General features: G+C 53.0%; 17 protein-coding genes. 4 read left to right on the top strand and 13 right to left on the bottom strand.

Going from position 1 to position 21,699, the window contains the following annotated elements; genetic code table 11:
* Positions 1–83: 83 nt before the first annotated feature.
* The gene (locus K355_RS0108740; RefSeq protein ID WP_033368761.1) at positions 84–872 is read left to right on the top strand and encodes an RluA family pseudouridine synthase; all 789 of its coding nucleotides are present in this window, start codon (positions 84–86) and stop codon (positions 870–872) included.
* On the opposite strand, the gene K355_RS0108735 is transcribed toward K355_RS0108740, so the two are convergent.
* Positions 819–1,745: an AEC family transporter gene (locus K355_RS0108735; protein WP_022731748.1), complete on the bottom strand. Its 927-nt coding sequence runs from the start codon at positions 1,743–1,745 to the stop codon at positions 819–821. The genes K355_RS0108740 and K355_RS0108735 overlap by 54 nt on opposite strands.
* A gap of 107 nt (positions 1,746–1,852) precedes the next feature.
* On the opposite strand from K355_RS0108735, the gene K355_RS23565 reads away from it, so the two are divergent.
* Both K355_RS23565 and darG read left to right on the top strand, forming a co-directional pair.
* Complete coding sequence (locus tag K355_RS23565) at positions 1,853–2,569, top strand: DUF4433 domain-containing protein (protein ID WP_033368692.1); 717 nt, start codon at positions 1,853–1,855, stop codon at positions 2,567–2,569.
* The gene (darG, locus tag K355_RS0108725) at positions 2,566–3,606 is read left to right on the top strand and encodes a type II toxin-antitoxin system antitoxin DNA ADP-ribosyl glycohydrolase DarG (protein WP_022731746.1); all 1,041 of its coding nucleotides are present in this window, start codon (positions 2,566–2,568) and stop codon (positions 3,604–3,606) included. The genes K355_RS23565 and darG overlap by 4 nt, the downstream gene beginning before the upstream one ends.
* A 4-nt stretch (positions 3,607–3,610) precedes the next feature.
* Here darG and K355_RS0108720 read toward each other — a convergent pair whose 3' ends face one another.
* The 9 genes from K355_RS0108720 to K355_RS0108675 form a co-directional block, all read right to left on the bottom strand.
* Positions 3,611–4,057 (bottom strand): methylglyoxal synthase, encoded by a 447-nt coding sequence (locus K355_RS0108720; protein ID WP_022731745.1) that lies wholly within the window; start codon positions 4,055–4,057, stop codon positions 3,611–3,613.
* A 139-nt stretch (positions 4,058–4,196) separates the two neighbouring features.
* Positions 4,197–5,603 carry a dihydrolipoyl dehydrogenase gene (gene lpdA, locus K355_RS0108715; RefSeq protein WP_022731744.1) on the bottom strand — a complete coding sequence of 469 codons (1,407 nt, stop codon included), beginning with the start codon at positions 5,601–5,603 and terminating at the stop codon, positions 4,197–4,199.
* 24 nt (positions 5,604–5,627) lie between these two features.
* Positions 5,628–6,902, bottom strand: coding sequence for a 2-oxoglutarate dehydrogenase complex dihydrolipoyllysine-residue succinyltransferase (odhB, locus tag K355_RS0108710; protein WP_022731743.1), 1,275 nt, complete (start codon positions 6,900–6,902; stop codon positions 5,628–5,630).
* Between the two features lie 105 nt (positions 6,903–7,007).
* Entirely contained in the window at positions 7,008–9,920 is a 2,913-nt protein-coding gene (locus K355_RS0108705; RefSeq protein WP_022731742.1) for a 2-oxoglutarate dehydrogenase E1 component, read from the bottom strand.
* Positions 9,921–9,990: 70 nt separating this feature from the next.
* Positions 9,991–10,866 (bottom strand): succinate--CoA ligase subunit alpha, encoded by an 876-nt coding sequence (gene sucD / locus K355_RS0108700; protein WP_022731741.1) that lies wholly within the window; start codon positions 10,864–10,866, stop codon positions 9,991–9,993.
* 2 nt (positions 10,867–10,868) lie between these two features.
* Positions 10,869–12,098, bottom strand: coding sequence for an ADP-forming succinate--CoA ligase subunit beta (sucC, locus tag K355_RS0108695; RefSeq protein WP_258548867.1), 1,230 nt, complete (start codon positions 12,096–12,098; stop codon positions 10,869–10,871).
* A 141-nt stretch (positions 12,099–12,239) separates the two neighbouring features.
* The gene (mdh, locus tag K355_RS0108690) at positions 12,240–13,190 is read right to left on the bottom strand and encodes a malate dehydrogenase (protein WP_022731739.1); all 951 of its coding nucleotides are present in this window, start codon (positions 13,188–13,190) and stop codon (positions 12,240–12,242) included.
* Between the two features lie 683 nt (positions 13,191–13,873).
* Positions 13,874–15,001 carry a cell division protein ZapE gene (gene zapE / locus K355_RS0108680; RefSeq protein WP_022731737.1) on the bottom strand — a complete coding sequence of 376 codons (1,128 nt, stop codon included), beginning with the start codon at positions 14,999–15,001 and terminating at the stop codon, positions 13,874–13,876.
* 130 nt (positions 15,002–15,131) lie between these two features.
* Positions 15,132–16,121, bottom strand: coding sequence for a zinc transporter ZntB (locus tag K355_RS0108675; protein ID WP_022731736.1), 990 nt, complete (start codon positions 16,119–16,121; stop codon positions 15,132–15,134).
* 164 nt (positions 16,122–16,285) lie between these two features.
* Between K355_RS0108675 and K355_RS0108670 the strand changes: the two genes are divergently transcribed.
* Positions 16,286–18,910 (top strand): mechanosensitive ion channel domain-containing protein, encoded by a 2,625-nt coding sequence (locus tag K355_RS0108670; protein ID WP_022731735.1) that lies wholly within the window; start codon positions 16,286–16,288, stop codon positions 18,908–18,910.
* Between the two features lie 31 nt (positions 18,911–18,941).
* On the opposite strand, the gene K355_RS0108665 is transcribed toward K355_RS0108670, so the two are convergent.
* From K355_RS0108665 to nadA, 3 genes are all read right to left on the bottom strand, one after another.
* Positions 18,942–19,346: an NUDIX hydrolase gene (locus K355_RS0108665; RefSeq protein WP_022731734.1), complete on the bottom strand. Its 405-nt coding sequence runs from the start codon at positions 19,344–19,346 to the stop codon at positions 18,942–18,944.
* A gap of 18 nt (positions 19,347–19,364) precedes the next feature.
* Entirely contained in the window at positions 19,365–20,204 is an 840-nt protein-coding gene (gene nadC / locus K355_RS0108660; RefSeq protein ID WP_022731733.1) for a carboxylating nicotinate-nucleotide diphosphorylase, read from the bottom strand.
* Positions 20,205–20,280: 76 nt separating this feature from the next.
* Positions 20,281–21,303 carry a quinolinate synthase NadA gene (gene nadA / locus K355_RS0108655; RefSeq protein ID WP_022731732.1) on the bottom strand — a complete coding sequence of 341 codons (1,023 nt, stop codon included), beginning with the start codon at positions 21,301–21,303 and terminating at the stop codon, positions 20,281–20,283.
* Positions 21,304–21,699: the final 396 nt, after the last annotated feature.

Here is a 21,699-nt window from a genome sequence, read left to right as displayed (position 1 = left end):
AGGGGAGTGTGGATCAAACGTCATGATCATTGCTGCAAATGTCTGGATGGGGTAAAGCAGGGGCAGATATGAAAGGCCACGCCATGCTTCACCCGATCGCCGAAGACCTCATCGCGCATGTATTGCATCGTGATTCAAACATCATAGTGCTGAACAAGCCGCCGGGACTGGCGTCTCATGGTGGGCCGAAGACCTATTTCCATGTCGATGCCTATTTGCCTGATTTGAAATTTGGCATTCAGCCCGAACCAACTTTGGCCCATCGGCTGGACCGTGATACGGCGGGCTGCCTGTTGCTGTGCCGTCATCCAAAATCATCGAAAAAAATCACCCGCCTGTTTACCGAGAAACTGATCGGTAAATCCTATTGGGCGGTGGTGCGTGGTGCGATGGCCGATGATCATGGCTTCATTGATGCCCCGATTGGGAAAACCAACGATGAAAGCGGCTGGACCATGCTGGTCCACGAAGACGGCCAACCGTCCAAGACCGAGTACAAGGTGCTCGGGCGTGGCAAGGACGCCGATGGGGCCGATATCACATGGCTGGAACTTGTACCCCATACCGGGCGTACCCATCAGCTGCGCGTCCACCTCGACCACATCGGTCATCCGGTGATTGGGGATCCGTTCTACGGGCGTGGCGATGAACCGCCGATCTTTGGCGAACCACCAACGTTGATGTTGCTATCGCGTCAAATCACTGTGCCGTTCCATGCCGAACGTGATCCGGTGATTGTCGATGCCCCACCGCCGGAACTGATGCGTGCTGGTTTGGCGGCGTGTGGCTATGACGGCGAGTATGCCGCGCATGCCGCCTCAATTGATGCTCAATACACCGGCGATGACAGCGACGCTGAAGGCGGAGAGTAACGTCTCAAGCGTGATAATGGACGCCATGGCATCGGGATCGCCATTCAACTGACGTGCGAGGATATAGGCATTCCCAGCACACGGCATGCCAGCATACAGAACCCCCATGGCCAAAACCATGCCATCGATACCGGCCAGATACAGGCAAACGCCGGTAATCAGCGGCAGGACGGCAAGCTTGATGGTGGTGGCCAATGCAATGGCGCCTAACGCCTGCTTATCCAGCACAAAGCGCAATCCGGCCCCAACGGACAGCAGGCTAAGCGGCAAGGCTGCGGTCTTGAACAGAGCCGCCGTATTTTCGATTGGAACCGGCACGTGAATATCACTGATATTCAGGACGGCCCCGGCCCCGGCAGCCAGAATGATCGGGTTTTTGACAATCCCGCCCAAGATGCGTTTCAGGTTGCTTTTGCCCCCGCTAAACGCGCTTAGAACCACAACACCGAGCATATTGGTGGCAATCACCATCACAGCGATAAAGACAATGGCCAGTGCAAGCCCCGCACTGCCGTAAAACGCATCGGCAACGGCGAGCAGCACATAGCTGTTATAGCGAACTGATCCTTGGAAAATCGACGTGAACAGGGGTGTATTGCGTGTAATCACTGGGCGCAACAGCAACAATACTGCTGACAGACCAAGGGTCGCAAACAGAGTGACGGTAACAGCTGTACCAGCATTACCGCTTGAGAAATCCGCCCGGTAAATCTCGACAATCAAAAGCGACGGCAGCAATAGATAATAGGTCAGCCGATCAATTCCGGCCCAGATATCCGCCCCGGTGATCAGATAGCGTTTTAGTGCCGCCCCAACCAGAATGGCGGCAAAGATCGGAAAGATGGCGGCGGTCAGTTCATAGGCGAGATTCATATAGAGAATGACCTAGAAATTGCTATGGTTGGTTTCAGTGGGTTGTTTGATAATGTAATTACAAGTGGCGATGTCACGTCATTTTTTCTAAAATTCTGGGGTCTAATTTGCCGGATAGATTTATTTTTCGCCAAGTGTACTACCAAGATATCGAAATATTTTTGGTTGACGGAGAGGTGCGTTCAAAAAATCACGAGAAGCCTCAGCTGTGTCATCAAGCTTCCTATCAGAGTATCGTTGACCGAAGAGGAAGTCCGCTTTTTCAGATGCCTGATGGCGGTGTTGTTAACGATTACGTACCATTCTATTTTTCCCCGATTACATCATTCACGTATACAATTTCCAAGGGGAATGTAGAGCTGATGTCTCCCTCAGGCGATAATTTAGGGCCCGCTTGCGAAGATGATAGGGTGTTTCTGGTTGCAAGGGTTGAAAGTTTCCGCGATAGCGGGCGGGATTTCTGTTTTAGTGACTTCGCCTTAAACTCAAATGCACCATTGCCAACTCTATGTGGTGACTTAGATTGTTTGGAAGCACATGTTCATTGGGATATGTTTGACGAGTATCCTTACAAAGGTAGAATCGAAGAGCTTGGTTATAATGGTGTTTGCCAATGGTTCAAAAGTATGGATCGTCCACCGGAACGGATGACACGAAGCCAAAAGCGCATGGCTGAATTTTTGGTTCGTTCCGCAGTCCCACTTGGTCTAATAGATTGCTTGATTGTCAAATCAGAGGTGATGAGAGATAAGCTCAATCATATGATGGATGTCTCAGCTTGGAACATCCCAATATACGTAAAACCCGGATGCTACTACCAATGACCATCTTATTCAAAAAAGGCGACATGTTTTCCGAGGCAGTGGATGCTCTCGTGAACACGGTTAACTGTGTCGGAGTGATGGGAAAAGGTGTTGCTCTTGAGTTTAAGAAGCGTTGGCCAGACAACTACAAAGAATACAAAAAATTGTGCTCTGCAAATGGCTTAAGGCCCGGCGAAGTTTTTGTTTTTGATACAAAACAACTTTTCTCGACAGATGGGCCGAGGTTTTTGGTCAATTTTCCGACTAAAGATCACTGGAGAGCTAAATCCAAGCTGGATTATGTTGAGAGCGGTTTGGATGCTCTCGTCGAGGCGATTGAGAATTATGGCATAAAATCTATCGCGATTCCGCCGCTAGGATGCGGAAATGGCGGGTTGGATTGGTCTGATGTAAAACCGTTAATCATCGAAAAGCTCGAGAAAGTCTCAAATGTTGACGTCCGGGTATTTTATCCAAAAGAAGCGTTCGATGAACCGGAGTATAGTCACCCTAAGTTTGCAATGACATTTGAGCGGGCAGTGCTTCTCAAATGTCTGGGTGACTTAGAGCGATATTTTGATGGATCATTCGATAGAATTTCGCTGCAAAAAATAGTGTATTTTTTGCAGGCTACCGGTGTGAATTTTAACCTGAAGTTCTCACGGAATTTGCACGGACCGTACTCAGAATCGTTGAAGAAAGCTTTTCTCGCTTTTGAGTATCATAAGATGATTGCCGGTTTTCAAACTGGCGATAGACAGGCACATGTAACACCAAGCGGATATGCTGCTGCAGATGAGTATCTTAATTCTAACGATGCAGCAGATCGTATTATTGATCGTTTAGGTAAACTGGTGCAGGGCTATGAAAGCCCTTACGGTCTGGAGCTGCTATCTTCTGTTCATTGGTTGGCACATCATGAGAATTGCTATCCGCTTGAGATGGTAATCAAAGAGATGAACAGCTGGAACGAGAACAAAAGAAACATCTTCAGCAATGAAACAATACGTGTGGCTTACGGGCGCTTGCAGGAAGATGGTTTACTGAACTGCGCGTAAATCACTAAACCTTGCGATTGGTGTAATCGGCAAAAGCCTGTTCTGGGGAATGACCGCGATATTGTTCGCAGATTTCTTCAAAATTCGGATTGCTGATCAGAAGGTCGGCTGTACTGCGGTTACACGCAATCGGAACTTCATACATGTTGGCAAGCCGGATCAAGGCGCGCACATCAACATCATGGGGTTGGGGCGTCATCGGGTCGGTGAAAAAGAACATTGCTTGCAATTCGCCATGTGCAATCATCGATCCAAGTTGCTGATCTCCACCAAAGGGCCCGCTTTTCAAGGCGACAATATCAAGATCGGGAAACCGTTCCTGAAGAACGCGACCCGTGGTGCCGGTTGCAAAAATCCGCGAGCCCGTGAACTGTGCCTTATGGGTTTCCAGCCAATCTGCCATTTCGCGTTTTCGACGGTCGTGGGCAACAAGTCCGATCGATAAAGTCATGGGATGCGATCCTCAGGCTGGAAAAGTTAAATCATCATACAAAATAAGCCGGTGTTTGGCAGGGCCAATTTATCCATCAGACAAAATAAAACGGCCGCCCGCAAGGACGACCGTTTCAATTATCCTATGACGGATAAGATTACATGTGGATTGCGCGTTTGTCCGCGTCCAGCGCTGCTTCCTTGACGGATTCGCCAAGAGCCGGGTGGGCGTGGCAGGTGCGTGCGATGTCTTCGGCGGATGCGCCGTATTCCATCGCCAGAACCACTTCGGCAATCAGGTCACCAGCAGCCGGGCCGACAATATGCGCGCCGACAACACGGTGCGTTTTCTTGTCTTCGAGGATTTTGACGAAACCTTCCGTGCTTTCCATTGCCTTGGCGCGACCATTGGCGGTGAAGGGGAATTTGCCGACTTTATAGTCAACGCCTTCTTCCTTCAGCTGCTCTTCGGTTTTGCCAACAGCTGCAACTTCCGGCCAAGTGTAAACAACACCCGGGACCTTGTCGTAATCGACATGGCCTTCTTCGCCAGCCAGCATTTCGGCAAGGGCTACACCGTCTTCTTCGGCCTTATGAGCCAGCATCGGACCGGCGATTGCATCGCCGATGGCGAAGATGCCACCAACATTGGTCTGGAAGTGTTCGTCGGTTTTAACCCGACCACGTTCGTCAAGCTCGACGCCAGCTTTATCAAGACCAAGGCCAGTGATAAACGGACGGCGACCAATCGCGACCAGAACGACATCGGTTTTGATTTCTTCTGCGTCGCCACCCTTGGATGGTTCAACAGTCAAAGTCACACCAGACTTGGTTGATTTCGCACCGGTAACCTTGTGGCCCAGTTTGAATTCAAGACCCTGTTTGGCGAAGATGCGCTGTGTCTGTTTGACCAGCTCACCGTCCATGCCCGGTAGGATACGATCAAGGAATTCGATCACGGTCACTTCGGTACCAAGACGACGCCAGACAGAACCAAGCTCAAGCCCGATCACGCCAGCACCGATAACAACCATCTTTTTCGGCACTTTCGGCAGAACCAGTGCACCGGTCGACGAAACGATGTTTTTCTCATCGATTTCAACACCCGGCAACGGGGTAACTTCCGAACCCGTGGCGATCACGATGTTCTTGGCGGTGATGGTTTCTTCGCCACCATCAAGAAGAGCAACCTTAACGGTGGTCGGTGACGTAATTTCGCCAGCACCTTTGACATAGGTAATCTTGTTCTTTTTGAACAGGAACTCGATACCTTTGACATTTCCGTCAACAACCTTGTCCTTACGGGCCATCATCTTTTCGATGTTGACCTTTGGCTTGCTGACTTCGATGCCATGGGTATCGAAATGCTCGGTTGCTTCCTCAAACAGGTGCGAGGAATGCAGCAGGGCTTTGGATGGAATGCACCCGACATTCAAGCAGGTGCCGCCAAGGGTGCCGCGTTTTTCAACGCAGGCAACCTTAAGACCAAGCTGTGCGGCGCGGATGGCGCAAACGTAACCGCCAGGACCGCCACCGATCACGACAACGTCGTAGTTCTCACTCATGAGTTCTTTGATCCTTTTGTCTGATCAGATGTCGAGCAGAATGCGTTCTGGGTTCTCGATGCATTCCTTGACGCGTACCAGGAACGAAACCGCTTCGCGGCCGTCAATGACACGGTGGTCATAGGACAGTGCCAGATACATCATCGGACGAATTTCGACTTTGCCGTCGATTGCGACCGGGCGCATCTGGGTTTTATGCATGCCGAGGATACCCGACTGCGGTGCATTGAGGATCGGGGACGACAGAAGCGACCCAAATACACCACCGTTCGAAATGGTAAACGAACCACCACTCATTTCATCCATGCCGAGTTTTCCGTCACGCGCACGCTTGCCGAAATCGACAATGGTGCTTTCCAGATCAGCAAAGTTCTTTTCTTCTGCTGAACGGATAACCGGAACAACAAGACCCTGCGGGGTGCCGACAGCAACGCCGATATCGCAGTAGTTTTTATAGATGAAGCTGGTGCCGTCGATTTCGGCATTAACAGCAGGCCACTCTTTGAGTGCCGTGGTGCAGGCTTTGATGAAGAAGGACATGAAGCCAAGCTTCACACCGTGTTTCTTCTCAAAACCTTCTTTGTATTTGTTACGGCATGCCAGAAGGTTGGTCATGTCCACTTCGTTATAAGTGGTCAGCATGGCCGCAGTGTTCTGGGCTTCTTTCAAGCGGCGCGCGATGGTCTGGCGCAACTTGGACATTTTGACACGTTCTTCACCGTCGCGCAGGTCACGCTCAGGCTTCGGTGCTGCCGGGGCAGGTGCCGCCGCCGGGGCTGCAGAACGCGATGCCGATCCGCCGCCTTCAAGGAAGTTCAGAACATCGCCCTTGGTCAGGCGACCGTCTTTGCCCGAAGCCGGAATTTTTGACGGATCAAGATTTTTGTCTTCGACCAGTTTACGAACAGCAGGGGCCAATGGATGGTCGCTGTTTGATGCGGTCGTCGAAGCAGGCGCAGCAGCAGGAGCCGGTTTGGCTTCTTCTTTCTTCGCCGGTGCTTCTTCTTTTTTCTCGGCTGGTGCCTCGTCCTTGGCTGGTTCCGCCGCAGCTGAACCTTCAGCACCTTCGGTGATCATGGCGATCAGGGCGCCAACTTCAACCTCGTCGCCTTCGCCAACAACCAGTTCGGCAATCGCGCCGGCAACCGGTGAGTTGACTTCAACCGTGACTTTGTCGGTTTCAAGTTCGACAATCGGTTCATCGGCTGCAACAGCATCACCAACTTTTTTGTACCATTTCGCCACTGTGGCTTCGGATACAGACTCGCCCAGTGCGGGAACTTTAACTTCAGTCGCCATTTTTTCCTCGACCGTTTTTTCAATCAGGCAGTGTGGGCCTGCCGTGATGCGAATGAATTCTAAATGAACGTATCGGACGGGCGATTCCTCGCCCGTCCGGTAAAGTTATTTGACGCTTAGTGCCGCATCGACAAGTTCGGCCTGTTCACGCAAGTGGGCCTTAAGAAGACCCGTTGCCGGCGAAGCGGATGCTGCACGACCGACATAGACGGGACGACCCGTCTTGTGTTTGATGCTGGCAAGTGTGCCTTCGATACGACGATCGACGTAGTACCACGAACCCATGTTTTCGGATTCTTCCTGGCACCAGACAACATCAGCATTCGGATATTTGGCCAGTTCCGTGGCAAGTTCTTGTTCTGGCCACGGATAAAGCTGTTCGACACGCACAAGCGCAACATCTTCGATGCCACGGTTTTCACGTTCGGCGAGAAGGTCGTAATAGACCTTACCCGACGACAGAACGACGCGTTTGACCTTGCTGTCAGCGACCATTTTTCCGCTTTCGCTGATCACCGGCAGGAATTTGGTCCCCGTGCCGAATTCGGACAGCGAGGATACAGCCTGTTTGTGACGCAGAAGCGATTTCGGCGTCATCAGGATCAACGGTTTACGGAACGAACGGCGGATCTGACGGCGCAGGATGTGATAATAGTTTGCTGGTGTCGTGACGTTCGCCACCTGCATGTTATTTTCACCACAAAGCTGCAGGTAACGTTCCAGACGTGCAGAACTATGTTCTGGACCCTGGCCTTCGTAACCGTGCGGCAGAAGCATCACCAGACCCGACATACGCAGCCATTTGGCTTCGCCCGAGCTGATGAACTGGTCAATGATGACCTGTGCGCCGTTGGCAAAATCACCGAACTGGGCTTCCCACAGAACCAACGAATGCGGTTCTGCAAGGGTGATACCATATTCAAAGCCAAGAACACCTGCTTCGGACAGCGGCGAGTTGAGAACCTCAAGCTCGGCCTGACCGGTGCGGATGTTATTGAGCGGGGTGTATTTTGCTTCGTTGGTCTGATCAATCAGCTTGGCATGACGTTGCGAGAACGTTCCGCGCTGGCAATCCTGACCAGACAGACGAACAGGTGTGCCTTCGCACATCAAAGTTCCGAATGCCATGGCTTCGGCAGTTGCCCAGTCGATACCTTCGCCGGTTTCAAACATCTTGGCTTTGGCCTTCAACTGACGAAGGATTTTGCGGTTGATGTCATAGTCACTTGGCGGGGTCGACAATGCACGACCAACTTCGGCCAGCAGATCGTCGGCAACGCCGGTATCACCGGTCCAGTCCGCATCTTCGCCGTGCGAGGATGCAAGACCCGACCATTTACCTTCAAGCCAGTCAGCCTTGTTCGGACGGTAATTTTCCGACGCCTTGAATTCGTCATCAAGATAATCCTGGAACGATTTGTCCAGTTCCTTGATGCGATCTTCGGTCAGAAGACCTTCCTTGATCAGCTGTTTGGCATAGATGTCCTTGGTGGTCGGATGTTTGCCGATCACGTCATACATCTTGGGCTGGGTGAATGCCGGTTCGTCACTTTCGTTATGGCCAAAGCGGCGATAGCAGAACATGTCGATGACGACGTCCTGTTTGAACTCCTGACGGAATTCAGTCGCGATACGTGCCGCATGGACCACTGCTTCGGGATCGTCGCCATTGACGTGCAGGATCGGAGCCTGAACGACTTTGGCAATGTCCGAGCAATAAGGCGAAGAGCGTGAATCTGTTGGTTTGGTCGTGAACCCGATCTGGTTGTTGACCACAAAGTGGATCGTACCGCCGGTACGATAGCCTTTGAGGTGCGACAGATCGAAGGTTTCTGCCACAAGGCCCTGACCGGCAAAGGCCGCATCGCCATGCAGGAGGATACCCATAACCTGCTCACGTTCGGTGTCTTTGCGTTGGGACTGTTTGGCACGAACCTTACCAAGGACAACCGTGTTGACCGCCTCAAGGTGTGACGGGTTTGCCGTCAACGAGAGGTGAACAACATTGCCATCAAATTCGCGGTCGGCGGATGTCCCGAGGTGATATTTAACATCACCTGAGCCCATCACGTCGTCCGGTTTTGACGGATTGCCCATGAATTCCGAGAAGATCGCACGGAACGGCTTGCTCATAACGTTGGCAAGAACGTTCAGACGACCACGGTGCGGCATACCGAACACAACCTCGCGGATGCCAAGCTGGCTCCCGCGCTTGAGGATCTGTTCCATTGCCGGCATCAGGGATTCACCACCATCAATACCAAAACGCTTGGTACCGACATATTTGGTGTGCAGATAGTTTTCGAACCCTTCGGCAGCAATCAGGCGGTCAAGGATGGCTTCCTTGCCGCGTGCGGTAAACTGAGTCTGGTTCCCGATGCTTTCAATACGCTGTTGAATCCATGCTTTCTGGTCAGGTTCCTGAATGTGCATGAATTCAATACCGATGGACCCGCAATAGGTTTTGCGTGCTATCGATACGATCTGACGAATGGTCGCGGTCTCAAGGCCAAGTACATTGGCGATGAAGATCGGACGGTCCAGATCGGCCTCGGTAAAGCCATAGGTCTTGGGATCAAGTTCCGGATGTGGTTCACGCGGGGCAAGGCCCAGCGGATCAAGATTTGCTTCCAGATGTCCGCGCACACGGAAGGATCGGATCAGCATCAGTGCGCGAATAGAGTCATTGGCTGCCGCACGAATGGCGTCGGAATTAACCGACCCACCAGCAGGTGCGGAATAGGCTGCCGGCGCATAGGCCGCTTGGACCGGACGTTCGGCATACCCTTGTGAGACGTCGTATCCCTCCATGCCGCCGACAACCGTGGTTTCCCGTGGTTGCCAGCTTGGCCCACGCATTTCTGCGAGGAGTGCGGAGGCGTCGTCCTGCAACCCGTCAAAGAACTCTGCCCAGCTTTGGTCAACCGCAGTCGGGCTTTCCGTGTAGCGCGCATAAAGTTCAGCGATGTAGGTTGCGTTCGACTCGTTCAGAATCGTATCGAGATCTTGAGGTTTCATTTGTGGTCTTGGAAGGCATGGTCCCCAAGAAGGACCACGCCCCCCCTTGCCTTTCCTCTGACTACCCAGATTAGCCCTTCAACGCCTTCAGCATGGTCGAACCGAGGCTCGCAGGCGAATCAGCTACAAGTACGCCAGCACTGCGCATTGCTTCCATTTTCGCATCCGCAGTGCCCTGACCGCCGGAGATGATCGCACCGGCATGGCCCATGCGTTTACCCGGAGGTGCAGTCACACCCGCGATGAAGCCAGCAACCGGTTTCTTGACAGCCGAAGCTTTCAGGAACTCACATGCTTCTTCTTCTGCAGTACCACCGATCTCACCAATCATGATGATGCCTTCGGTTTCCGGATCCCGCAGGAACAGGTCGAGGCAATCAATGAAGTTGGTGCCGTTGACCGGGTCACCACCAATACCGATACAGGTCGACTGACCCAGGCCAGCGGCCGTGGTCTGTGCAACTGCTTCGTAGGTGAGGGTTCCTGAACGCGACACGATACCGATTTTACCGCGACGGTGAATGTGACCGGGCATAATGCCGATTTTGCATTCATCCGGGGTGATGACACCCGGGCAGTTCGGACCGATCAGGCGGGTCGAAGAACCTTCGAGCGCACGCTTGACGCGAACCATGTCGGCAACCGGAATGCCTTCGGTGATGCAGACAGCCAGTTCGATTTTCGCATCGATGGCTTCAAGAATTGCATCAGCAGCAAAGGGCGGCGGAACATAGATGACCGAGGCATTTGCTTCGGTAACGTGTTTCGCTTCGGCAACGGTGTTGAAAACCGGCAGGTCAAGGTGCTTGGTGCCGCCTTTACCCGGGGTAACGCCGCCAACCATTTTCGTGCCATAGGCAATAGCCTGTTCGCTGTGGAAGGTACCCTGCGAACCAGTGAAACCCTGGCAGATAACTTTGGTGTTTTTATCGACGAGAACAGCCATAGTTACGCGGCCTCCTTCACAGCTTTGACCACCTTCTCGGCGGCATCGGCAAGGTTATCAGCCGAAACAATCGGCAGACCCGATTCTTCGAGGATCTTCTTGCCAAGTTCGACATTGGTACCTTCGAGGCGAACGACCAGCGGAACGTTCAGGCTGACTTCGCGGGCTGCTGCCACAACGCCGTCTGCAATCACGTCACACCGCATGATGCCACCAAAGATGTTGACCAGAATGCCTTCGACATTCGGATCAGACAAGATCAGTTTGAAGGCCGTGGTAACGCGTTCTTTGGTTGCGCCGCCACCAACGTCGAGGAAGTTTGCCGGTGCACCACCATAAAGTTTGATGATGTCCATGGTTGCCATGGCAAGGCCTGCACCATTGACCATGCAGCCGATGGTGCCATCAAGCTTGATGTAGTTGAGGCTGTGCTTGGCAGCTTCAAGTTCGGCCGGATTTTCTTCGTCTTCGTCGCGCAGGTCTTCGATGTCCTGATGACGGAACAGCGCGTTGTCGTCGAAGCTCATTTTGCAATCGAGCGCAATGATGTCACCATCGCCGGTCACGACCAGCGGGTTGATTTCAACCATTGCAGCATCGGTATCGAGGAAGCACTGGTACATTGCTGACATGAACTTGACAGCTTTGGAAACCTGCTTGCCTTCAAGGCCAAGAGCGAACGCCAGTTTGCGGCCATGGAAGCCCGAGAAGCCAGCAGCCGGGTCGATGTCAACGGTGACGATCTTTTCCGGGGTTGCTTCTGCAACTTCCTCAATGTCCATGCCACCTTCGGTGGATGCCATGAAGATCACGCGTGAGGAAGCGCGGTCAACGAGAACCGAAAGATACAGTTCACGTGCGATATCGCAGCCTTCTTCGATGTAAACGCGCTTGACTTCTTTGCCGTCCGGACCGGTCTGGTGGGTAACCAGGGTCGAACCGAGCATCTGTTCAGCGTTGGTGCCGACTTCTTCGACACTTTTGACAACACGAACACCGCCCTTATCGCCGGCTTTGTCTTCCTTGAAGGTGCCCTTACCGCGGCCACCTGCATGGATCTGGGATTTCACCACATAAACCGGGCCAGCCTGGGACTGGGCAGCTTCAATGGCTTCCTCGGCGGTGTAGGCAACTTTGCCGTTCGGCACAGTCACACCGTATTTGCGAAGAATTTCTTTCGCCTGGTACTCATGAATATTCATGTTAGGTCGCTTTCTTGCCTTCCGTACGATTTCCTGTGGGTCAGAAATCGGGATTTCAATGTCCCCGTAACTTGCGGGAGGGACTTTATTGCGAGGCCCGCGATCATTGAAGTTTGAAAAACTACAATGATTGAAAAACGGGCCGGTCACTGACCAGCCCGTTTCGCGTTCTTAGAGCATGCCCTTGGCAGCTTCGACGAGGCTGCGGACAGCTGCCACGGAACTCTCGAAGTTTGCCTTTTCGGACTCGTCGAGATTGATCTCGACGATGCGTTCGACACCGCCAGCGCCCAGAACAACCGGGACGCCAACGTAAATACCATCAACGCCGTATTCACCGCTCAGATAAGCAGCAACCGGCATGACGCGTTTCTGATCTTTCAGGTAGCTTTCTGCCATCGCGATTGCCGAAGCAGCCGGGGCGTAAAATGCAGAACCTGTTTTCAGAAGGGCAACGATTTCGGCACCACCATCACGGGTACGCTGAACGATCTCGTCGATCTTTTCCTGCGTGGTCCAACCCATTTTGATTAGGTCAGGAACCGGGATGCCTGCAACGGTCGAATAGCGGATCGACGGGACCATGGTGTCGCCGTGACCGCCAAGAACGAACGCGGTGACGTCCTTGACCGATACTTTGAATTCTTCTGCGAGGAAGTAACGGAAACGTGCTGAATCCAGAACGCCAGCCATGCCAACAACTTTCTTCGGATCGAAGCCAGTTGCCTGCTGCATCACCCAAACCATCGCATCAAGCGGGTTGGTGATCACAATGACGAATGCGTTCGGTGCATGTTCCTTGATGCCCTGACCAACCTGGGTCATGACTTTGGTGTTGATGCCGATGAGATCATCACGGCTCATGCCCGGCTTGCGGGCGACACCTGCGGTGACGATGACGACATCAGCGCCTGCGATATCCTTATAGTCACTGGTACCCTTGAGGTCGGCATCAAACATGTCGACGGGGGAGGATTCAGCAATGTCGAGCGACTTGCCCTGTGGCATGCCATCAACGATGTCGAAAAGGACGACGTCGCCAAGCTCTTTCAGTCCGACGAGGTGAGCAAGCGTGCCACCAATATTGCCAGCACCGACGAGCGCGATCTTGTTGCGGGCCATTCCGTTACCTTCTTCCCTATTGCACTTCCTGGGGGTCGAAACTCAAGTTGGGAGCGCGATTGAAAATTTAAACCTGCGAACGCGAAATATTCGTTCGTAAACATCAAGTGTCGTAAACTGATTTGTCCTGATTTACAAGGGGAAACGCCGCTGTTTTTACGAGGAAAACCGCCGGTTCCCGGTTTGTTGCAACTATGGTCTAAACGCTCAAAAACCGGTCATGCTGCAATTGCGAACAAGTCAGAATATGCAGCAAAACCAAAGCCAGTTTGCGATTGCGCGATGCCTAAAGGAAAGGCAGTGCGGGCTTTTGCCGCGAATTCGGGCGCGAGATGATGTTCTGATCCGCACAGCATTGCATGAAACTGCTATCTGCCATGCGGTGATGCTGTATTCGAAAAATCGCGCGTTCGGTGAATTTTGCGCATTTGTGCGTTTGTGATCGTGCTCACGCAAGAATCGCCGCCCGAAAAGCTACTGCGTGGCGAATAATTGCAATTGTTTTAAACTCAGGTGGGTGGAGTCGTTTTTCCCATACGAAAATATGGTGTCCGACTGTGGCATGGCGCGGGCTAATCCGCTGTGATTACCCGGGGAAAGTGCCCGATAAAACGCGCACATGGATACCGCGTCTCCGCACATCAATTTGCGCCTGTGCATATGTGATCAACAAGCACGCCTGATCAGGTCAGATGCGCCATATCGAGGTATTCCTGACTGCGCATTTCAGTCATACGTGACACTGTGCGCTGAAATTCAAACGAATAATCGCCGTCGGTATAAATCTCGGTGGGGTCGCATTCAATCGCACAGATCAATTTGGTTTTATGTTCATACATTGCATCGATCAGGGTGCCAAAGCGCTTTGCCCAATCCCGACGTGCGTCAGGCAATTTCGGAATGAAATCGATGACAATGGTATGGAAATGGGTGGCAAGTGCAATGTAGTCGCCCGGCCCAAGCGGGCGCGTGCACAGTTCTTCAAAGCTGAATTTGGCAACACCGGCCCCGACGGCCGAGATTTCGATCTTGCGGCCTTTAACAGTCAGGCTATCGGGGGCGACGCGTGCGCCTTCTGTCAGGGTGGTGAACATTTCGTCGATTTTGGGCAGGGCATCATCGCGCGATATCGGATAAACGAAAACGTCCGCCGCCGTCAGGTTGCGCATGCGATAATCGGTCGCGCTCGCCAGTTCAAGAACATCAAGCTTTTGCTTGATCATCTCAATAAACGGCACGAAATTCTGCCGCTGAAGGCCGTCTTTATAAAGGTCATCAGGTTGGCGATTTGATGTGGTGACGATCACCACACCATGTTCGAACAGATGTTCAAACAAACGACCGAGAATCATCGCATCGGTAATATCGGTGACCTGCATTTCATCGAAACACAATAGCCACGCGTCATTTGTCAGATCTTTTGCGATTGGCGGGATGGGATCGGCGTCGTCTTTTTCCTTTTGCTGACGATACCGGTGCATGCGGTTATGGACGTCTTGCATGAAGTCATGAAAATGAACGCGGCGTTTTTGTTCAATATCGATGGTTTCATAGAACAGATCCATCAGCATGGATTTGCCCCGTCCGACTTCGCCGTAGATATAAAGCCCGGACGGCGGGGTGGGTTCATCGCGGCGGCGCGTCAGGCCAAACCGTTCGCGCCAGCCACCTGATCCGGTTGCCGGTTCATAGTTTGACAGGGCGTTTTTGAGGCTTTGCAGCTTTTCCGCGCAGAGTTCCTGCATCGGGTCATGGGACAGCTCACCATTGGTGATTTTCGCGCGGTAACGTGAAAGCGGGCCGTCAGTCATTAACATATCTCGATTGCAGTGAAAGAAACGCGGGCGTTGGCAAAGTCATAGCGCCAAGCAGTACCGCATTGCAACAAGGTGCTGTGCAATTCAGCCACGGCCCATGCGCAGGCGGGGCGGTATCATCTGTTCATATCAGCCGCATTTTTTTGAACAACCAGACTTCCAGCGCGACAAATGCGCTTAAGATAACGACCACACCGACAAATCCCCATGGGCTGTCGGCGGCCGGGATGCCACCGACATTGATGCCCAGCAGCCCGGTGACAAAACTGATCGGCAGGAAAAGTCCGGCAATGACGGTCAACCAATACATGGTTCTGTTCATCCGTTCGGTTTCAAGCGCCATCAGGTTTTCATTCACGATCTGAATGCGCTCGCGCAGGGAGTCGAATTCTTCGACCAGACGGATGGTTTTGTCGGCCAGTGCGCGCGCACGTCGTTTAAACCGTTTGTCCGACCAGCTTGGTTTGTGCTCGACAAACTGGCCCAGTGCGTCGCGTTGTGGGGCAAGATGACGCCGCAAGCGCGACAGCTGGTTGCGAATGTCGGACCCGCGCATGCGCAAGGGCAATGTTTTACCTTCGGTCACTGTTTCCTGATCATCTTCGATGGCTTCGACGTCTTCTTCAAGGTCACGCACGACATTTTCAACCCGATAGGCCAGCCGTTCGGCAACGGTCAGGATGAAATCATCGGGACTGCGCGGGGCAGTCCCCTGTGCAATGGCATTACGGATATCGTCAAACGCCTTAAGCGGTTGATTGCGCAATGTGATGATGATGTTTTCCGACAGCCAGAAACGAACGGAAATCATGTCGGCCGGATCGTTTTCCGCATTCAAGTTGACCCCGCGCAGGTTCATGGAAAAACCATGATCATAGAAGAACACAGACGGGCGGGTGCCACGGGTGGCAAGGTTGGTGGCAATTGTCGGGTCGATGCCGGCAATATCCATCAGCCAATCGTGGACCCCCTCTGTCATCCAGTCGAGGTGAACCCAAAGATAATGACCGTCGTCAAGGGCGGGTATTTTGGTGGCAAGCTCGCCCCAGTCAATGGATTGCGCGGTACCGGTTGGGGCGACGTCGAATGCGTTGATCAGGCCCGATGTCGTCATCTTTGGTTCCCTTTGTGGCTGTGGCGCACAAATTTGAATGGTGGTTGGCGTGTTGCCGGGAACGAAACGTTGCGTGATTCGTTCTGGGCTTCAGTGTAACCTGTTTACAAATCGGGAGAAACGGTCAAATCCCGTTCCTCAAGGATCATGATGGAACATCAACTATGAATTCAGTACGTCGTTTTCTTATCGGGTTTGCAGTCTGTTTTGTCTGGCTGGCTGCGAGCGCGCCCTTGCAGGCACAAGACGCCGACGAAGGTCAGTCCGCAACCCAGCGGTTTGAGGTCAAATACGCACAAGACCGCATTGCTGACTGGACCAAACAGCTTGACGATATCGAAAAAGAACTCGATGACAACGATGTGCCAAGCCGCTTACTGGTGGATGGACGGAGTATTACAGAACGCATTCTTGAAGCGGGCCGAACGCTTCAGGGCCGCGCAAGCGAACGGCTTGAACGCATAAAAGCTGCCAAAAGCAAACTGGGCGAAGCCCCGGCAGAAGGCCAGTCCGAAGTGCCGGCCGTTGCCGAAGAGCGTGATCGCCTCAACAGGGACATTGCCAATGTCAGTGGGGTCATCAAACAGATTGAGCTTTCCAATTTTCGGGCGACCGAAATTTCCGATCAGTTGAGCAGTCTGGCACGCGAACGGTTTACCCGTCGCATTCTGGGCCGGGTCGGTGTGCCGACAGACGCCAAGGTCTGGGTAGAGGGCTGGGACCAGCTTTTCCACATTCCCAGCATGGTTCAGGCCCGATACGCCAACCTCGCAATTGATGGCAAGGTCGAAGACCAGCTTGGCGAAATTGCGCCGGGGTTGGTTTTGCTGGCGTTTGTTGTTATCGCGGCCCTGATTGGCGGCGAGGTCATCGTCCTGCGCTATATTCCGTCGCGCTGGAAATCAATGCCGACAGAGGACCGGGTGGCGTTGGTGTCGGGAACGCGGTTCCTGTTTACTGCAATGGTGCCGGGAATTGCGCTTTTGATTGCCTATCAGATGGTTGATGGACAGCCCGATTTGTTAAGCGGAAGCATTGGTGATTTCATCCATCAATGTTTTGGGGCAGCTCTGTTTCTTTTGTTTGTTGGGGCGGCAATTCGCAGCATTCATTCGCCCTTTGCACCGTCCATGCGCCGGTCCGGCACGACGGATCACGGGGCGCGGGTTGTCGGTTTGTGTTCTCTTGCGGTCGCTTTGATCTTTGCCTGGGACATGATCCTGTTGCAAGGGGCGACCACGCTTGGTACCTCGCTTGATCTGGCGTTGGTGCAAAGCGTTTCAAATGTCATGATCATCTCGATCCTGTTGTTTGTATCCTCGCTCGGGGTTTTCTGGATACATGACGAGCGTGACCGACACGAATTCTGGGCCAAGCTTGAGCGCCGCAGCCGCCGGGGTCTGAAAATGATTTCGATTGCCTTGCCGCTTTTGATGGTGCTCGGCTATGTGGCGCTTGCGCGTTTTATCCTCGAAAACCTGATGATGGCGGGCGCGTTCATGACGTCTTACTGGTTGCTGCGCGGTTATGCCCGTGCGTTGATGCATACCTATCTTGTCACCCCCGAAACCAGTGATGACAGTGCAAGTGCCAATGCGGTGCACGGCACGCTTTATTTCTGGCTGAGGATGACGATTGATGTGGTGATGGTCGTCATTGCCGTGCCGATCGCGGTCATGATCTTTACCGACATTGCCTGGGTGGATCTGATTGATGTTGCCGGGCAGGCCTTTATCGGAATTCAAGTGGGTGGCTTCAACATTTCGCTGCGCACGATCCTGATTGCGGTGATGATGTTTGTCATTGTGCTGGGGTTGATGCGATTTTTCCAGCGCATGCTCAGTACCCGCGTTTTGCCCAATACCAAGCTTGACGAAGGTTTGCAGCATTCGGTTTCGGCAATTTTCGGGTATGTCGGGATTTGCCTTGCAGTGCTTCTGGCGATTTCGGCGGCTGGTCTGGATTTGTCCAACCTTGCGATCATTGCCGGTGCGATTTCGGTCGGTATCGGTTTTGGGATGCAAAGTATCGTGAATAACTTTGTATCTGGCCTGATCTTGTTGGTCGAACGCCCGATCAAGGTCGGTGACTGGATTGTGGTTGGCGCAGATCAGGGGTTTGTCAAAGACATCCGGGTGCGCGCGACCGAGATCGAGACCTTTGACCGGTCCTCCATCGTGATCCCGAACTCGGAACTGATTTCCAATCGGGTTCTGAACTGGACGCTTAAGGAGCGGTCGGGACGTGGCATCATCAAAATTGGCGTGTCCTATGGGTCGGATGTAGAAAAGGTTCGCGAAATCCTGATTGAGATGGCCGATAAGCGCCGTGAGATCCTGAGCTATCCGGCGCCACAGGTCGTGTTTATGGATTTCGGCGCCAGTTCGCTTGATTTCGAACTACGCTATTTCCTGCGCGATATCGGGGATGTTTTGGCGGTTGCCAGCTCGATCCGCTTTGAATTGGTGCAGCGGTTCCGCGACGAGGGTGTCGAAGTCCCATTCCCGCAGCGTGATCTTAATCTGCGTGATATCGACAAATTAACCGATGCCATCCGCGAAGCTGGTCAAGGACGCAAACAGCCCGGACCTGAGGCCCAAAAGCTTGATGAACCTGCCCCGTCGACCCCGTCATCAGATGACGGCAATGATACGGGTGAGATTGGCGAAGGGGCTGAAAAGAAGGCCACTCCGCCATCTGCGGCAAAGGATGTTTCGCGCGATGCAGATGCCGCAGGCCGGTCGATCCCCGATGCGGGCGGAGAGCCCGACGGCGACGCACCGCGTTAGTGGGGGCGTTTGGGATTGTCTGGTTGGAAACCTAGATATCAAACAGTGCAGCGGTGATCTTTTGGCCCATGGGCGCCATGAGGTTCCGTTCACACGGGGTGAGCCAGCGCAGCTCGGCAATTTCGCGTGCCGGGGAAAGTGTGCCGCGATAGTCGGCCACAAAGCACGTCATGCGCACAATTACCCCGTCGGGCTGTTTGTGCCCCTGTCCGGCAAAGGTGCCCAACTCGCGGATGGTGTCAGGGATCAGATCAACGCCAAGTTCTTCGTTGATTTCGCGCATGATTGCGTCATGGGCGGTTTCGCCCGGATCAATTTTGCCACCCGGCAGGTAAAACCGATCCCGACCATGGCTGCGTACCGACAGGATTTTGGCTCCATCGCGCAAAATCCAGTTTGCCGTTTCGATGACTTTAATGATGTCCGGTTTTGTCATTCCAGCATCTCGCGCGATTTACAGGATCGCGACATCAAGTCCGATATCAACCGCCGGGGCCGATTGGGTGATCCGACCGACGGATACATAATCAACGCCGGTGGCAGCAATGGCGCCAATGGTCTGAAGGTTTACACCGCCCGACGCCTCGGTTTTGCAACGGCCATCGACGATGGCAACCGCTTCGCACAGCATTTCCGGGCCCATATTATCAAGCAGGATGATATCTGCCCCGGCACTTGCTGCTTCGTGGACCTGATCAAGGGTGTCGCATTCGACTTCGATTTTCGGCAGGTTGGCGGCCCGTGCGGCCTCAACACATTTGGTGATCGATCCGACAACGCCGATATGGTTGTCCTTGATCATCACCCCGTCATAAAGCCCCATGCGGTGGTTCTGGGCCCCACCCATACGGGTTGCATATTTTTCAAGCTTGCGCCAGCCCGGCAATGTTTTGCGGGTATCAAGTAGCTTTGTCGTCGTATCACCCATAGCAGCAACATAGGTCCGCGTGGTGGTGGCAATCCCCGAAAGGTGCTGCAGGGTGTTAAGGGCTGTGCGCTCCGCCGTCAGGATGCCGCGGGCATTGCCCTCAACCACGGCCAAAACGTCCTTTGCCTTGATGGCGTGGCCGTCTTCGCAGTGCTTTGTGATTTTGGCATCCGGGACCAGTTTACGAAAACAATCCAGCGCAATATCAAGCCCGGCGACGACGATATCCTCGCGGGTTTCAAGCGCGACACGCAGGCGCGCATTTTCGGGCACGACATTATCCGATGTGATGTCACCGGGGCCGATGTCTTCGGCAAAGGCGCGGTCGATGAATTCTGAAATTTCAGCTTGGGTCAGGACGGTCATGATGGGCAGCCGTTTTGAAGTCGTGTGGGAATGAAAACAGCCCCGCAAAATGTGCGGGGCTGTTAAATGGTTCGGCTTAGGCCGCGTCGTCTTTTTTCAGTGGAATGCCTTTTGACATTTCCAGCATCCGTTCAAGCGGTTTGACGGCTGCGACGCGCAAATCTTCCGGCATGACGATCTGCGGGCCATTATTGACCAGACACAGATACAGCTTTTCAAGCGTATTAAGCTCCATGAACGGGCAATTGTTGCACGCACACGATCCGTCGGCACCGGGTACGGGAATGAATTCCTTGTGCGGGGCGGCTTTTTCCATTTGGTGGATGATGTGTGGTTCAGTCGCGATCAGATATTTCTGATCCGGACCGTTGATTACATATTCCAGAATGGCACGGGTGGACCCGATATGATCGGCATGTTTGAGAATGCCATCATGGCATTCCGGATGGGCGGCAACCTTGGCGTCCGGGTTTTGCGTTTGCAAACGGATCAGTTCGCGTTCTGAAAACTGTTCATGCACGATGCATGAACCATTCCACAACGTCATGTCACGACCGGTTTTCTTGGCAAGATATGCCCCAAGATGGCGGTCAGGTGCCCAAAGAATCGGCTTGTCTGCCGGGATCTGATCAATGATCTCGGCGGCATTGGACGATGTTACGATAATGTCCGATGCTGCCTTTACCTCGGCCGAGCAGTTGATATAGGTGATCGATACGTGATCAGGATGCTGTTCGCGGAATTTGCGAAACGGTTCGGGCTGACACGAATCTTCGAGCGAGCAACCCGCTTTGGAATCGGGTAGCAGGACGGTTTTATTCGGGCTTAGAATCTTGGCAACCTCGGCCATGAAGCGCACGCCACAAAACACGATGACATCGGCATCGGTTTCGGCCGCCTTGCGCGACAGATCAAGGCTATCGCCGACAAAATCGGCAAGATCCTGAATTTCCCCATCCTGATAGTAATGGGCCAGAATGATCGCGTTCTTTTCTTTCTTAAGGCGGGCTATTTCCGCCTCAAGATCCAAAGTCGGATCAATCTGCATTTCCGACATTGCGTCCACCGAAGCTTCGGCAATTGTAATCATTTCATTCATGGCGTCGTCTCATCTCGCCTGTTGCAAGCCGGAGATAAGAAGCGGGGCCCAGCATTGCAAGTTAATGACAGTTTGAAACCTGAATATCGCCATTAGACCGCGATAGCAAGGAAATGGGGCGTCGTGCACGGATTCCCGAACTTTAAAAGGTGCATGGCCCTGGTTGCATTGTTTTGGTGCTTGGGAGGTATTCGGACTTTTCGGCAGAAACGTTGATAAATTTCGCAACGCAGCAAAATATAAAAATATGTTCGTTGTAAAATATCGATAAATATTCATATAGTGAATACTGGATATGTTTTTAGTATTTCACATGTGAGCAGATATTTTTATTTTGATCGTCGCGGAATAAAGCATCCTTTTTAAAGCACCTAAAAGGTGACGCGGACTTGCACA

This window comes from Thalassospira lucentensis MCCC 1A00383 = DSM 14000, from assembly GCF_000421265.1.
GTDB classification, from domain to species: Bacteria; Pseudomonadota; Alphaproteobacteria; order Rhodospirillales; family Thalassospiraceae; genus Thalassospira; species Thalassospira lucentensis.
The sequence above is the reverse complement of the archived record's forward strand: the minus strand, read 5'-3'. Positions and strand labels throughout refer to the sequence as shown.